This window comes from Pyxidicoccus xibeiensis, assembly GCF_024198175.1.
Classification (GTDB): Bacteria; Myxococcota; Myxococcia; order Myxococcales; family Myxococcaceae; genus Myxococcus; species Myxococcus xibeiensis.
In genome coordinates this window covers 226677-239930 of the sequence record NZ_JAJVKV010000009.1, presented here as the reverse complement: position 1 = coordinate 239930, position 13254 = coordinate 226677, and the positions used below count along the sequence as shown (strand labels likewise).

At 68.5% G+C, this 13254-nt stretch carries 13 protein-coding genes; 11 read left to right on the top strand and 2 right to left on the bottom strand.

From position 1 onward, the window contains the following. Nucleotides 1-7: 7 nt before the first annotated feature. Together LXT23_RS33680 and rtcA are read left to right on the top strand one after the other, a co-directional pair. Nucleotides 8-1939: a CocE/NonD family hydrolase gene (locus LXT23_RS33680; protein ID WP_253984488.1), complete on the top strand. Its 1932-nt coding sequence runs from the start codon at nucleotides 8-10 to the stop codon at nucleotides 1937-1939. Nucleotides 1940-2047: 108 nt separating this feature from the next. After that, nucleotides 2048-3124, top strand: coding sequence for an RNA 3'-terminal phosphate cyclase (rtcA, locus tag LXT23_RS33675; protein WP_253984487.1), 1077 nt, complete (start codon nucleotides 2048-2050; stop codon nucleotides 3122-3124). 28 nt (nucleotides 3125-3152) lie between these two features. Here the strand turns inward: rtcA and LXT23_RS33670 are convergent, their stop codons facing one another. Next, nucleotides 3153-3497 (bottom strand): hypothetical protein, encoded by a 345-nt coding sequence (locus LXT23_RS33670; RefSeq protein WP_253984486.1) that lies wholly within the window; start codon nucleotides 3495-3497, stop codon nucleotides 3153-3155. 108 nt (nucleotides 3498-3605) lie between these two features. Between LXT23_RS33670 and sppA the strand changes: the two genes are divergently transcribed. From sppA to LXT23_RS33640, 5 genes are all read left to right on the top strand, one after another. Next, the gene (gene sppA / locus LXT23_RS50200; RefSeq protein WP_267146726.1) at nucleotides 3606-5375 is read left to right on the top strand and encodes a signal peptide peptidase SppA; all 1770 of its coding nucleotides are present in this window, start codon (nucleotides 3606-3608) and stop codon (nucleotides 5373-5375) included. Between the two features lie 78 nt (nucleotides 5376-5453). Next, nucleotides 5454-6908: an AAA family ATPase gene (locus LXT23_RS33655; RefSeq protein WP_253984485.1), complete on the top strand. Its 1455-nt coding sequence runs from the start codon at nucleotides 5454-5456 to the stop codon at nucleotides 6906-6908. Nucleotides 6909-7300: 392 nt separating this feature from the next. Next, complete coding sequence (locus LXT23_RS33650; RefSeq protein ID WP_253984484.1) at nucleotides 7301-7897, top strand: protein kinase family protein; 597 nt, start codon at nucleotides 7301-7303, stop codon at nucleotides 7895-7897. A gap of 34 nt (nucleotides 7898-7931) precedes the next feature. Then, nucleotides 7932-8900 carry a hypothetical protein gene (locus LXT23_RS33645; RefSeq protein WP_253984483.1) on the top strand — a complete coding sequence of 323 codons (969 nt, stop codon included), beginning with the start codon at nucleotides 7932-7934 and terminating at the stop codon, nucleotides 8898-8900. A gap of 36 nt (nucleotides 8901-8936) precedes the next feature. Then, the gene (locus LXT23_RS33640) at nucleotides 8937-9545 is read left to right on the top strand and encodes a hypothetical protein (RefSeq protein WP_253984482.1); all 609 of its coding nucleotides are present in this window, start codon (nucleotides 8937-8939) and stop codon (nucleotides 9543-9545) included. Between the two features lie 86 nt (nucleotides 9546-9631). Here the strand turns inward: LXT23_RS33640 and LXT23_RS33635 are convergent, their stop codons facing one another. Further along, nucleotides 9632-10336 (bottom strand): hypothetical protein, encoded by a 705-nt coding sequence (locus tag LXT23_RS33635; RefSeq protein WP_253984481.1) that lies wholly within the window; start codon nucleotides 10334-10336, stop codon nucleotides 9632-9634. A gap of 119 nt (nucleotides 10337-10455) precedes the next feature. Here LXT23_RS33635 and LXT23_RS33630 point away from each other — a divergent pair, with 119 nt between their 5' ends. From LXT23_RS33630 to LXT23_RS33615, 4 genes are all read left to right on the top strand, one after another. Next, nucleotides 10456-11382: a hypothetical protein gene (locus LXT23_RS33630; RefSeq protein WP_253984480.1), complete on the top strand. Its 927-nt coding sequence runs from the start codon at nucleotides 10456-10458 to the stop codon at nucleotides 11380-11382. Between the two features lie 96 nt (nucleotides 11383-11478). After that, the gene (locus tag LXT23_RS33625; protein WP_253984479.1) at nucleotides 11479-12081 is read left to right on the top strand and encodes a hypothetical protein; all 603 of its coding nucleotides are present in this window, start codon (nucleotides 11479-11481) and stop codon (nucleotides 12079-12081) included. A 50-nt stretch (nucleotides 12082-12131) separates the two neighbouring features. Further along, nucleotides 12132-12581, top strand: coding sequence for a hypothetical protein (locus LXT23_RS33620; protein WP_253984478.1), 450 nt, complete (start codon nucleotides 12132-12134; stop codon nucleotides 12579-12581). Continuing rightward, on the top strand, nucleotides 12578-13165 hold the full coding sequence (locus LXT23_RS33615) for a hypothetical protein (protein ID WP_253984477.1): 588 nt from the start codon (nucleotides 12578-12580) through the stop codon (nucleotides 13163-13165). The genes LXT23_RS33620 and LXT23_RS33615 overlap by 4 nt, the downstream gene beginning before the upstream one ends. Nucleotides 13166-13254: the final 89 nt, after the last annotated feature.

Genomic DNA, 13254 nt, shown 5'->3' with positions numbered 1-13254 from the left:
AGCGTGCATGCACTCCGTGTCCCGCAGCCTCGCGGCACTCCTGCTGTTCTCCCTCTCCAGTCCCAGCTGGGCCCAGGCCACCCCCCCGAAGCTCCCGTACGGCCGGTCCGAAGCGCGGACGGAGCGCATCCGCACGCAGTTCACCAAGTTCGAGTACCGCATCCCCATGCGGGACGGCACGCGGCTGTTCACCTCCGTGTACGTCCCCGCCGACGCCTCGCCGGGCAAGCGCTACCCCATCCTGCTGGTGCGCACGCCCTACACCGTCGCGCCGTATGGCGTGGACCGGTACCCGCCCGAGCTCGGGCCCACCGAGGCCTTCGAGAAGGAGGGCTTCATCTTCGCCTTCCAGGACGTGCGCGGCCGCCACATGTCCGAGGGCGAGTTCGTCAACGTCCGCCCGCACAACCCGAAGAAGGCCGGGCCGAAGGACATCGACGAGAGCACCGACACGTACGACACCATCGACTGGCTGCTCAAGCGCGTGGCGAACCACAACGGCCGCGTGGGGCAGTGGGGCATCTCCTACCCCGGCTTCTACACGTCGGCGGGCGCCATCGACTCGCACCCCGCGCTCAAGGCGGTGTCGCCGCAGGCCCCCATCGCCGACTGGTTCTGGGACGACATGCACCGGCACGGCGCGTTCAACCTGGCGCTGACGTTCAACTTCTTCGCGGCGTTCGGCAAGCCCCGCCCCCTGCCCACCGACAACGAGGAGTGGAAGCCCTTCGAGCACGGCACCCCGGACGGGTACGAGTTCTTCCTGGACCTGGGCCCGCTGCGCAACGCGAACGAGACGCACTTCAAGGGGGAGGTGGGCTTCTGGAACGAAGTCGCCGCGCACCCCAACTACGACAGCTTCTGGCAGGCGCGGAACATCCTGCCGCACCTGAAGAACATCAAGGCGGCGGTGCTGACGGTGGGCGGCTGGTACGACACGGAGGACCTGTACGGGCCGCTGCGCACGTACGCCTCCATCGAGAAGCAGAACCCGGGCATCTCCAACACCCTCATCATGGGCCCCTGGCCGCACGGCGGCTGGGACAGCACCGAGGGCTCCGAGCTGGGGGACGCGCAGTTCGGCTTCAAGACGAGCGAGACGTACCAGGACCTGTCGCTGAGCTTCTTCAAGCACCACCTCAAGGGCGGGGAGAAGGCGGAGCTGCCGGAGGCGCTGGTGTTCGAGACGGGCGCCAACCGCTGGCGGCGCTTCGACACGTGGCCGCCCAAGGGCCTGAAGGAGACGCGGCTGTACTTCCACCCGAAGGGCGGCCTGTCGCGCCAGGCCCCCAAGGATGCGGCGGTGTCCTTCGCCGAGTACGTGAGCGACCCGGCCCGGCCGGTGCCGTACACGCAGGAGCTGAATGCGGGCTGGAGCCGGAACTACATGACGGAGGACCAGCGCTTCGCGTCGCGCCGGCCGGACGTGCTGGTGTTCGAGACGGAGCCGCTGGAGCGCGACCTGACGCTGGCGGGCCCGCTGGAGGCGGAGCTGTGGGTGTCCACCACCGGCACCGACGCGGACTGGGTGGTGAAGCTGGTGGACGTGAACCCCGGCAAGACGCGCGGGTGGACGAAGGCGGACGAGGAGGCAGGGAAGCGGAACCGGGGCGGCCAGCAGACGCTGGTGCGCGGTGAGCCGTTCCGCGGCCGCTTCCGCGACAGCTACAGCGAGCCCAAGCCCTTCAAGGCCGGTGAGGTGACGAAGGTGCGCTTCGTCATCAACGACGTGTTCCACACGTTCCAGCGCGGTCACAGGGTGATGATCCAGGTCCAGTCGAGCTGGTTCCCGTTCATCGACCGCAACCCGCAGACCTACGTCCCCAACATCTTCGAGGCGAAGGAGGAGCACTTCACGCGGGCGTTCCATCGCGTGTACCACTCGGCGGCGCACCCCAGCGCCATCAAGGTGGGCGTGCTGCCCTCCGCGGACGAGTAGCGCCCGGACGTTCCGGGCGCGACACCGCGCCCGCGCCCCCGGGCAGATTCCCGGGGGTACCTGTTACGCTGCACCTGCCACGACGTAACGCGAGGGATGGGGAGGGACATGACCGGCACGGAGGGGCCCGACAGCGGGCCTGTGCGGCTCGATGGAAGTGAGGGTGAGGGGGGAGGGCAGATCCTCCGCTCGGCGCTGTCGCTGTCGCTCATCACCGGCCGTCCCTTCCACATCACCCGCCTGCGCGAGCGGAGGGATCCACCCGGGCTGCGCCCCCAGCACCTGGCCTGCGTGCGCGGCGCCGAAGCCCTGGGGGGCGGCTCCAGCGAGGGCGCCACCGTGGGTGCGTCCGAGCTCTCCTTCAAGCCGGGCACCGTGAAGGCCGGGGACTACCTCGTGGAGGTGGGCACCGCCGGCAGCACGCCGCTGCTCTTCCAGTGCCTCGTCTACCCGCTGGCCCTGGCCGGTGGCGGGCGGCTCACCCTGCGCGGCGGCACGCACCTGCCGCACAGCCCCAGCTTCCACTACGTCGCCAACGTCTGGCAGCCGGTGGCCCGCGCGTATGGCCTGCCCGTGCAGCTCACCATGCCGCACGCGGGCTTCTACCCGGAGGGCGCGGGGGAGCTCGTCGCCGACGTGGGCGCGCCGCAGGAGCCTCCGCTGCTGGTGGAGCTGCCCGCCCGGGGCATGCTGCGCGAGGTGCGCGTGTCGTCCTTCGTCGGCGGGCTGCCCTTCGGCATCGCCGAGCGCCAGTCCCGCGCCGCCGTGGCCGCCCTGCGCGAGCGGGGCATCCTGGCCGAGGCGGAGAACCGGCCGCTGTCCGTCACCCGCTCGGTGGGCACGGTGACATTCGTGCTCGCCCAGTTCGAGCACACCATCGCCGGCTTCACCGCCCTGGGTGAGCGGGGCCGTCCGGCGGAGGAGGTGGGACGCGAGGCCGGCGAGGCCCTGGCGGCCTTCATGGAGACCGGGGGCGCGCTCGATGAGCACCTCGCCGATCAGATCCTGCTGCCCGCCGCGCTGCTGGCCGCGGGACGCCTGGGCCCGGCCACGCCCGGCACCACGCGCTTCACGGCGGCGCGCATCACCGACCACCTCACCACGCACGCCCGCGTCGTCGAGCGCTTCCTTCCCGTGCACGTCAGCGTGGATGCGGGTGGCGCCGTCGAGGTCCGCCCGCGCTGACGGTCAATGCCCGGGGACCCGGGGAGGCTCAGGCCGCCTCGTCGTCTTCGCGGTGGGCGCCGACGGTGTTGGCGCCGGAGATGTCCTTGGTGGTGTTCCGGTAGGCGCGGATGGCGAAGGGCACCGTCCCGAGGAACACGAGGCCGGCGAGGCCCACGGCCATCCACGGGAAGGGCTTCTGCTTCACCTGGATGTCCTTGCCATAGGAGTTGAGGTTGTTGCCCATGGCGCGCTGCTTGGCTTCCTCCCGCTCTTCGGGAGTCATCTCACGCGGGGCCTGGAACTCCTGCACCTGCTTCCGGGGCTGGGCCAGCGCGGCACCGCCCGAGGTCAGGGCGAGAACGAGAACGAGCCGGGGGAGGACGTAGCGCATGGGCGCGGAGGCTAACACGAGCCAACGCACCGGAAGAACAAGGCTTGCACCCGGAAGAGGCCTCCAGTACGGCCCGGAGACCCACATTTCCTTCCAGGACTGGACGCCATGCTGCGCCTGCCCTTCATCGCCCTCGTCAACCTCCTCATCCTCCTGCGCACCCTGCTGGGGGCGCCCTTCCGGCTGCTCGGGGCGCGCCACCGGCCCGCCTACGTGCGCTTCCGGCTGACGGGGAACCCGCCGTACCGGGAGCAGCGCCAGCCCCGGTTCCAGCTCGGGGGCAGCAGCCGTCCGGAGCCGGCCGCCGTGACGTCGCTGGAGCGCTTCCGGGAGTCCTTGAGGCTGCTGGCGAAGGACGCCCGGGTGAAGGGCATCCTGCTGGAGCTGGAGGACCTGGAGGTGACGGCGGCCCGGCGGGACGCGCTGCTGGCGGTGCTGGCGGAGTTCCGGGCGGCGGGCAAGCGGGTGGTGACCTGGGCGGTGAGCGTGGGGACGGACGCGTACCCGGTCATGTGCGCGGCGGACGAGGTGCTGCTGGCCCCCATGGGGCGGGTGGAGCTGACGGGCTACGTGGCCGAGGCGTCGGCCCTCGGGGATGCGCTGAGCCGGGTGGGCATCCATGCCCACTTCGTGCGGCGGGGTGACTACAAGACGGCGCCGGAGCTGTGGACGCACAAGGCCGTGTCCGACATCCAGGCCAAGACGGTGGAGACCTTCCTGGACGAGCGGTACGCGGACCTGGTGGACGCGGTGGCGCGGGGACGGCGCAAGACGCCGGAGGAGGTGAAGGCGCTCATCGACCAGGGGCCCTACAGCGCGAAGCGGGCGGTGGACGCAGGGCTGGCGGATGCGCTGGTCAGCGAGACGGACCTGCCGGTGCACCTGGGGCTGGTGAAGGCGGAGGAGGGCGAGGAGGAGACGGAGCTGGAGCCGATGTCCACGTACCTGGAGACGCTGCCCTTCCCGCCGGTCCGCTGGAGGCCGCTGCGGCGGCGGCCGAGGCTGGCGATGATTCCCATCTCCGGCCTCATCACCCAGGGACGGGGCGGGGGTGCCGGGAGGTTCGCGACGTCGGAGACGGTGGTGAAGGCCCTGCGCGCGGCGGGCAGGGACAGGCGCTCGAAGGCGGTGGTGCTCCACATCAGCAGCCCGGGAGGCGTGGCGCTGGCGTCGGAGCAGATCCTCGAGGTGGTGCAGCGGGTGGCGCGCAAGAAGCCGGTCATCGCGTTCATGGACCAGGTGTGCGCCAGCGCCGGCTACATGGTGGCGGTGGGGGCGAAGGAGATCTGGTCGACGCCGCATGCGGTGGTGGGCTCGATTGGCGTGTTCGCGGGCAAGTTCGAGGCGTCGGTGCTGCTGGAGCGGGTGGGGGTGCACCGGAAGCTGATTGCGAGAGGGGAGAACGCGGGCGTGTTCTCGAACTCGCGGGGCTTCACGCCGCACGAGCGGGCCTCGCTGGAGGCGGACATCGAGGAGATGTACCAGGCCTTCCTGGGGCACGTGGCGAAGGCGCGGGGGCGGACGACGGAGGAGATCCACGCGCTGGCGGAGGGCCGGGTGTACTCGGGGATGCGCGCGAAGGACCTGGGCCTGGTGGACCGGCTGGGCGGCTTCGAGGAGGCGTGCCGCCACGCGCTGGGGCTGGCGAAGGTGTCCGCGGAGCACTTCGAGCTCAAGACCTTCGGTGCGCCGGTGCAGCGGTTCAATCTCTTGAAGCTGCTGATGAGCACGGCGCGGGCACAGGTGTATGCGCTGTGCCCCGTGTCGTGGAGCCTGGGAGGCGGCCTGGGCACGGAGGAATTCGACGTGCCGGTGGCCTGGAGGACGTGGCTGAGCGGGCTCCTGGCGGAGCTGAAGGAACCCGAGGGCGGCGGGTAATGGGCGCGTAGCGAGCCGTCATGAAGAGGATGGGCAAGTCCCTTGCGGCACGCTCCCCCCGCGTGTGAGCTTGCGCCCATGTATATCCGCCACCTCAAGGTCGAGCATCTGAAGCGGCTTGCGGCCTTTGAACTCGACTTCACGCATCGCGGTGCGCCGCGCATGTGGACGGTGATGATTGGCGAGAACGGGACGGCAAAGACAACGCTGCTCCAGGCGATAGCGCTGGCGGCGGCGGGCTTCAGGGAGGTCAGCGGTCTCGCGGGGTCGGCGGTGAAGCATCTGCGTGATCGGCGCTACGAAGCGCCCATGCTCATTGACGCGGCGTTCGCGTTCGGCCCCCAGTCGCGCAAGGGCGGCAAGACGATCCACCCGCACATGCCGTCCGCGAGCGAGCACAAGCCGGCGGAGCTGATGCTCCAGTCCCTCGTGCGCCTTGATGCAGGCGCGACCTCGCTTGAAGCAGCCGCCTTCTACGACAAGCAGAAGAAGCTGCGCGCGGACCCCCTCGCGGAGGCCCGGTCCCTGAACACGCCGCTCTGGTTCGTGGCGGGCTACGGCATCTCGCGGGCGCTGCCTGATGCGAATGAGATTCCCGCTCTGGCTCGCCCATCCATCGAACGGCTGGAGCCTCTGTTCCGGCAGCAGCGGCTTGCCTCCACCGGCTTCGCGAATCACTTCCTAGAGAAGGACCGGAGGGAGGGACGCAGGCTCGGGGAGACCTCCCGGCGCTTCAGCCGGATGTTGAATCAAGCCGTCAAGCTCGGAGGGGATGACCTCTTTCCCGGCCTCGCACGTCTCGAGCTGCGCGGGCAGGGCGGAGCCCGGTCGAGCACCGCGCTCATCGAGAGCGACCGCTTCTACCAGGTGATGGCCAAGGGGCAGGATCCGGTGGCAATCGCGGGAGTAGCACTCTCCCATGGGTACCAATCAACCTTTGCGTGGATCGCGGACCTCATTGGCCATGTGCTGCTCGAATCGAGCGCAGAGTCCACCACGACCGAAATGGAGGGGCTCGTGCTGGTTGACGAGATCGACCTCTATCTGCACCCGACCTGGCAGGCGCGCTTCATTCCCGCCCTGCGACGGGTGTTCCCCCGCCTTCAATTCGTCGCGACGACGCACTCGCCCGTCGTGCTCTCGACGCTGGCTCCGCACGAGGTCATCCGGCTCACCGTCGACGAGCAGACCGGCGACATCGTCCAAGGCGGCTGGGCGCGCGGCGGCGGGCAGTTCCGTCCCGGCATCCAGGACGCCGGGCACCAGCCTGACCCACGAATCATGACCGGAGGGGAGCTCTACAGGACCTGGTTCGGGCTTGAAGGCGTCACGCCCAATCCGCTCGGAGAGAAGCTGCGGCGGCTCCAGGTCCTCTCGGTGCATCCGGCTCCGACTTCAGCGCAGAAGAAGGAACTGAGGGAGCTGCGCAGCACGGTACGTAGGGAATTCATCCAACTGCTCGGGACCACCGAAGGAAGAAAGGCCTTCGCGGACATAGAAGCGAGCAACGAGGGCGGGGGAGGCACCCCATGATTCGTATTTCGCGAGGAGACGAACCCAGGGGCCTGAAGAGAGCGACGCCGGGGCGCCTGAAGGACGCGGTCCAGGTGTTCAACACGCACGGGGCGCCGTCGAAGGCCCTTTCGGCGATGCTGGTTGGGTACAACACGAGAGCGACGAAGCTGGCCCTGTACAAGGCCCAACACGAGAAGTGTGCCTGGTGCGAGCGCAATTGTCTGCCTTTACCTGGCACGCACTGAACTATCTGGTGCCCACGGCGTACAGGCGGCTGCACGGGCTCGCCGACCCCACGCGGCCGGGGGCCTAGAGGTGGGTGACATGGCCCTGGGGCGCAGGTGCTTCCTGGATTCGGTCCTGCACTGCTGGTGCGACCCTCCGCTCGTCATGAAGTCGGGAGGCAGTGAATGGTGAAGCTCTCGGAGGCCGAGCGGAGCGGCGTGCTCCGGGCGGTCGAGCGGTGTCGCGAGGACGAGCGCTTCGGGAGGATGGTGCTCCTCAGCTACGTGACGCTGGAGAACATCGACGAGGTGATGGCCCTGGTGCCCGAGCCGTTGCGGGGCCGGTTCCGTGAGTGGATCGACGTCATCGCGGACCATGAGGTCGCCCCGCTGGGGTGGGAGGCGCCCCTGGAGCCAGCCCTTCGTGCCGGGCTGAAGCAGTGGCTCCGGGGAACGGGCGAGCCGCTGCGTCAGCCCCTGCGGATTCCCGGAGGCTGGATGGTCGAGCACCATGAACTCATGCAGTTGGATCCGGTGGGGTTGGCCGAGAACGCCCCTGCCTGGGGCTACTATCTGATCGAGGATCTCCTGCAGCTACGTGAAGTGCGGCGCGACTTCCTCCTCGACGCCGGGTGGTATCCGGATGGGGATCCTGCAGGACGGTTCCGCGCAGTGCTGCTCCAGGGACAGGACTGGGCGCATCCACTTCGGACCCATGAGACGCGCAATCTCGCGGACCTGGTGGCGAGGGTGGAGGAGTGGCTGCTCCGGCCCCAGCCTTGAGGCCGCGAAGCAAGGAAGCACTGAGGTGACGCACGTGGCTGATCGTTACTTCTGCATCCAGTGCGGCGTCGATGGTGACAGGCCCGGTCCGTGCCATGCGTGCCGCGATGGGCGGATTGTCTCCCAGAGGCTCGTCGAGGATGCTCCATTCACACCGCTGCCGCCCCCCGTCCAGCCGCAACGGGACGGGGTGTTCGAAGCGCTCGAGCAGGTGGTCACCCGGCTTCAGGCGAGTGATTTCAACGCGCTGGAGGTGCTGCCGGCCCTGCTCCTCGTCACGGGGCGTGACGGCTTGTGCGCTGGGCGTATGGTCTCCGCCGAGACGCTGTCCTTCGAATGCTCCGAGGGCCGGCGGGAGTACGCCGTGCCGGATGCGCCCCTGCGCCTTGCACGCATTCTCGCCGTGCTGATCGAGGCCCTCGGGGTGGGGCTGAATGGAGGAGCCGAGCTGTTCACCTGCCAGTTGGAGGGGCGGGTCTTCAAGTACTCGGCGGAGATCGCGAACGGGAAGGGCGAGGCGTCGTTCGTCCTCCGGCGGCTTGAGTGGCTGGAGCCCGGGGCGGACCCGATGGGCCGCACCGCCCTGGCCGCGAGGCGCCTCCTGGGAGATTCGCAGGGCCTGTGTGTCGTGGACTGGCACCTGGCGGACGCCCCCGACTCCCGCTACCTCATCGCCCGGGTGCAGGGAGACCGGGGCGAGCTGGTCCGACGCCGGGGTCGCCACGACCAGCGGCGGTTTTCGATGTCGAGGAAGTCGCTGGAGTCGCTCATGGAGTCACTGCGGGCGGCGGGGCTCTTCGAGCTCGAGGACGCGCCGTGGGAAGAGACGGCGACGATGCTGGATGGTCAATACCTGGGCGTCGCCATGAACTGGGGACCCGTGCGCCGCTCGCGGCAATCTGAGAACCCTCAGCCGCACCGGGGGCTGGATGCTATCAATTGGCTCATGGGTGCCTCCGCCCTGTCCCTGCGGCTCAAGTGCTTCTGGGGGACATGGCGATGACCGTGGGCTGTACGCTTGTGGGGGAGTGAAACAACCATGCTGGCGCTGCTGCTCGTAGTGCTGATGGCGGAGGTTCCCGCTCAGCCGCCTCTCGAGGGGATGAAGCTGGATGAAGTCCTGGCTTGCGCGGGTGACCCCACGAAATGCGAGGCCTCGGACTGGGACCTGGCACGAGTGCTGGCGCGTCGCTTCGACACAGCGGTCCTGGCGGCGCGGATTCAGCGCGCATCCAGCACGCAGCGCAGGGTGCTGGCGTTCGCCCTCTACATGAAGCCCAGGAGCCCGGCGGTCATGGGGTTCATGAAGAAGCTGTCCAGCGATGGCGACGAGGAGGTTGCGTATTACGCGCTGAACTACCGGGCCAAGGCGTGTGACCGGGACGCCCTCGCCACGCTGGTCGCGCCCCCGTACGAGGTTCGCGCGGCCTGCGAACAGTGGGCAACCACCGTGTCCCTGGTCGGCCAGTGCCATTACGTGCCCGGGGGTGCCTTCTTGCTGAACTCCCTCGGCCACGCCTGCCTCAACGTCGTCCAGGCCGCGAAGACAGGGCTGCGCGCGCTCTACCCGGACGCGCCCGCCACCTTCGAGTCGGAGAGCCACGAGAAGGAGTACTTCGAGAAGAGGGTGAAGCAGGTGCGGCGATGACCGTGGACGACTGCCTCGAACGCTTCGGGGTGGATACCATGCGGACCAGGCCGAGTACTCCGCGGAGTGACGAGGTGTCGGCGAGGCTACGTCTCGAAGAAGGGCCCCGGGCGGATCAGCAGCGGGTGACGCGCCCACAGCTCCACGGTTCGGCCCTGGAGCCGGCGAATCGTCTGCTCATCCGCATCAGGGATGCGGAACGCGTTGTGGCCCGTCATGAACGTACTGGGCGACGTCACGCGCGCATGGACACCCGCGTGCCGGAGTGCTTCCTCCAGTCTTCTGGAGACGTACGCCTCATGGTCCCGGTCGCCGAGGAGGAGGTCCCCGTCACCGAATCCCCACTTGTTCACCACATCGGCGAGTGGAAGCTCGGATTCAACCATGGCGTCGAAGAACCGCCCGTTTCGCAGGTCGACGCTTCGTCCCAGGGACAACTCCGCGAGCCGCATGCCCAGGAGGCTGGATTCGTCGGGGATATCCGGGACGACCCACAGCAGCCATCCCAGATGCTCTCCGCGAAAAGGGCACGGAGGGAGTGGGTCCAGGAAGGCGGCGCCCGGAAATGCGGCTGCGAGTTCGTCGGTAGTCGCCAGCCGGCAGAGGCCCGTGACTTCGTACGCCGGCTCTCTTAAAGCTCGTGTCCGCGCAACGTCGGAGCGGATCTCCCCCGCAGTCAGGTCGATGTCGTGATGAGGCCGCAGGCGCGCCAGCAGCGCCGCAGGGGCAGGTCGCAGCCCATCCGAGGGTCCACGGAGCTCACTGGCAAAGGAGAAGCCGACAAGGGACATTTTCGCATCCTCAAGTGCGCTGCTTCGGCCCTCCGCCGCCTCCAAAGGGCCTGCTGTCAGGCGCCGTTACTCCAATGGGTCTGCCAGGCCGGGATGGAAGAGAGACGGGGTGCTGAGACATGTCTGGCGTCGATTACGACTTTGTCATCAAGGAAGATCTCCAGTGGGTTCTTCGGCGGTTCATTCGTCGGATGAGGGGGAGATGGCCACGCCTCGTCTGTGGCGCGGACAGGGACGTGTACTCCAGGGATGGCGCGCTGCTGAGCGAGTATCCCGAGTTCTTCGTCGTATCCCGGGACGTCGAGATGCAGGAGCTCACACGCCAGCTCGGCCTGCCTGGGCGGAAGAGTGGGGACTTTTCGTTCTTCGTCATCTCGACCCCCCTCCCGAATGGGGCAACCGATGTCGACCTGGTCGTAGCGGACGCCCGCCCCTTCTGGTTCACCGAGCTCGTCATTGGCTGCTTCTCGGGGGCTGTTCTCGATTGGTATCGACGCAGGAGCCTGTCAACCCTCGTTGCCAGGGGAGGGCTGAGGCGCGGCCTCCATGTCGCCGAGGTGTGTGCCGACCCCGAGTGGATGGAACAAGCGCTTCGCGTCTGTATCGAGCGGCGGTGGCCGGGCGTGGAGACAGGGAGCACGGGAATGTCTACGCCCCCCATTCATGGGGTGGAGGTCTCCTGGACGCGGAGGGTGGCGCTGCAGGCCCAGGATGGGCACCGCGAGTCTCAGGTGGCCGTATTCTTCGGCGCCGCCACGGGTTCATCGTCGGGTGGCTCCTTCGTGGGGGTAGAGCTTCCGAGCACGCCCTCACGGACGTGGCGCAAGGAAGCGCGCGCCGTCCTTGGAGAGGCGGTTGCGATGTGGCACGCAGTCTCGTGGCGAAGCATGAAAAATCCCTTCGTGGCCTATGCGTGTCCACCAGGAACGCCCAGGTTGAACGCGGGAAAGGTGTCCTTCGAGGGGCCGGGATGCCCGGTTCCGGAGCGGAAGGAGGAACTTCCTGTCGAAGTGCCCCGGAAGCTCAGCCCCAGGAAGAAACGGTGAGTGGAGATAGCTATTCGAAAACCTTCCATTCACGCCGATGCCCCCTTCAGTTCACTCTGAAGAGGACAGCGCTGAAGGTGCTACCGTGCGCCCGTCATGAAGCGCACCGCACTCCTCAGCCTCTGCCTGCTGGCCCCCGCTTGCGCCACCACGCCGCGTGAGCCCGTGTCCGTCGCCGAGGCCTATGCTCGGGCCCTGGACGAAGGCCGCCTCCAGGACGCCTACGCCCTCACCAACGGAGGGCCCGAGGGAGAGGTCGGCTTCCTGGAGCGCTACTCGGATGAGACCGTCCGTCGCGAGCGGGCCGCCGCGGTGCGAGCGGGAACGGCCATCCTGGAGGCCCGTGCTCCCTCGGTCACCCTCGCACGCACCGACCAGGGCTGGCGCGTCGTCGAGGCCCGGCCCGCGGACGTCCCCCGCGCCGCGCTCTCGCGCTTCCTGGACACCGTGGAGGCCCGTGACTGGAAGGCCGCGTGGACCCAGCTCGCAGCCCCGCTGCGCGCTCGCTACACCCCCGAGCGCCTGCGTGAGGACTTCGAGCGGGAGCCCCTGGCCAAGGAGCGCCTGCGCCGGGCCCGCCTCGCCCTCAACACCCACGTCCGCGTCGGAGCGGGCGAGGCCCTGTTCTCCCTGGGCGAGGACCGCGCCGTGGTCCTGGTCCTGGAAGACGGCGAGTACCGCGTCGCCGCCCTCGAGTAGCCTCATTCCCGAACCCGACTCACACGCCGCCGGAGGAGTGAGGCTGCTTCATGGGCGAGATTGCACTGGAAGAGTGGCAGCTTCTCGCGGAAAGCCCTGTTCCTGGCTGGCAGGTCGTAGAGCAACTCGCGCGCGCCGCATCAACGGTGTCAGAGGGGGCGCGGCTGCTGGTGTTCGAGCCGACCGGAAGCAAGACCTACCGGATCAGCTATAGCGCCAGTGCTCCCTTTGAATGGTCGGGAAGCCTGGAGGAGCTTGTTCGCAAAGCACTTCGGCGCGAAGGCTTCGTGGGCCTCACCATTCGGAGCCCCGAGGTCTTGAGTAGCGGGCTTCGTCACTATCGACGTGTGCAGGGGCGAGTGCTCAACGGTGACGGACTGGCTTCGGAGTTGGGCGGACGGCTGCTGGAACTGGAGGAGTTCCTCGAAGGAGCCCATCTCCTGATGCTTGCGGGGCATGACGGCGATCCCGTCTTCCTGCTGGCGGGAGTCGAGGAATGATCTTCGCGAACCTCCTGCTGCGCTACCGCACCTGGAGGGCACGCCAGCCCTCGGGGGGCCTGGCCAGGTTGATCTCCGAGCTCCCCGAAGCCGCCTTCTCCATGAAAGGAGCGCTGTACACCCGTGCGGAGCTCATGGGCCGGCTCACGGAGCAGTACCTGGAGTTCCTGCTGGATGCCGTCGCATGGACCGGCGAGTTCTATGAGCAGATCCAGAAGCGCCGGCTGCCCGACACCTGGTGGCGCGAGCTCCAGGAGGTCTCGACGGAGCTGGGCTACCCGGAGGCCATCAAGGACTACTGGGTGGATGGGCAACGTGCCAGCGAGCTTCCACCTCCGCCGCCGCGCCCCGAGGCCGAGCGACTCGCCGACTTCCTCGGGCTGGTGGAGCAGGGCCACTTCCAGCAGCTGAAGTCCGCGGGGCTGCCTCCTGTCGAGGTCGCCGAGGCCATGCTCGAAGAGGGAGGCGGTGAGATCGCCACCGTGAAAGAACTCCGGGCCCTCTACGGACTGGACCTCGACCAGGGCATGAAGCTCCTCCGCGAAGCCCAGCGGCAGCTCTCCGAGAATCCCGAGGGCGACTGACCCCAGCGGGCGCCCGTCCGCCGGGCCGTCCAGCCATGCTGATGACTCCCTTCAGCCGGGCCGTCAGCCCCTGCCGATCAGCCCGCCGA

Bases quoted from the DNA above. Each gene is read 5' to 3' on its own strand.
- LXT23_RS33680 (WP_253984488.1), top strand. From the start codon at position 8: ATGCACTCCGTGTCCCGCAGCCTCGCGGCACTCCTGCTGTTCTCCCTC.
- rtcA (WP_253984487.1), top strand. From the start codon at position 2,048: ATGACCGGCACGGAGGGGCCCGACAGCGGGCCTGTGCGGCTCGATGGA.
- LXT23_RS33670 (WP_253984486.1), bottom strand. From the start codon at position 3,497: ATGCGCTACGTCCTCCCCCGGCTCGTTCTCGTTCTCGCCCTGACCTCG.
- sppA (WP_267146726.1), top strand. From the start codon at position 3,606: ATGCTGCGCCTGCCCTTCATCGCCCTCGTCAACCTCCTCATCCTCCTG.
- LXT23_RS33655 (WP_253984485.1), top strand. From the start codon at position 5,454: ATGTATATCCGCCACCTCAAGGTCGAGCATCTGAAGCGGCTTGCGGCC.
- LXT23_RS33650 (WP_253984484.1), top strand. From the start codon at position 7,301: ATGGTGAAGCTCTCGGAGGCCGAGCGGAGCGGCGTGCTCCGGGCGGTC.
- LXT23_RS33640 (WP_253984482.1), top strand. From the start codon at position 8,937: ATGCTGGCGCTGCTGCTCGTAGTGCTGATGGCGGAGGTTCCCGCTCAG.
- LXT23_RS33635 (WP_253984481.1), bottom strand. From the start codon at position 10,336: ATGTCCCTTGTCGGCTTCTCCTTTGCCAGTGAGCTCCGTGGACCCTCG.
- LXT23_RS33630 (WP_253984480.1), top strand. From the start codon at position 10,456: ATGTCTGGCGTCGATTACGACTTTGTCATCAAGGAAGATCTCCAGTGG.
- LXT23_RS33625 (WP_253984479.1), top strand. From the start codon at position 11,479: ATGAAGCGCACCGCACTCCTCAGCCTCTGCCTGCTGGCCCCCGCTTGC.
- LXT23_RS33620 (WP_253984478.1), top strand. From the start codon at position 12,132: ATGGGCGAGATTGCACTGGAAGAGTGGCAGCTTCTCGCGGAAAGCCCT.
- LXT23_RS33615 (WP_253984477.1), top strand. From the start codon at position 12,578: ATGATCTTCGCGAACCTCCTGCTGCGCTACCGCACCTGGAGGGCACGC.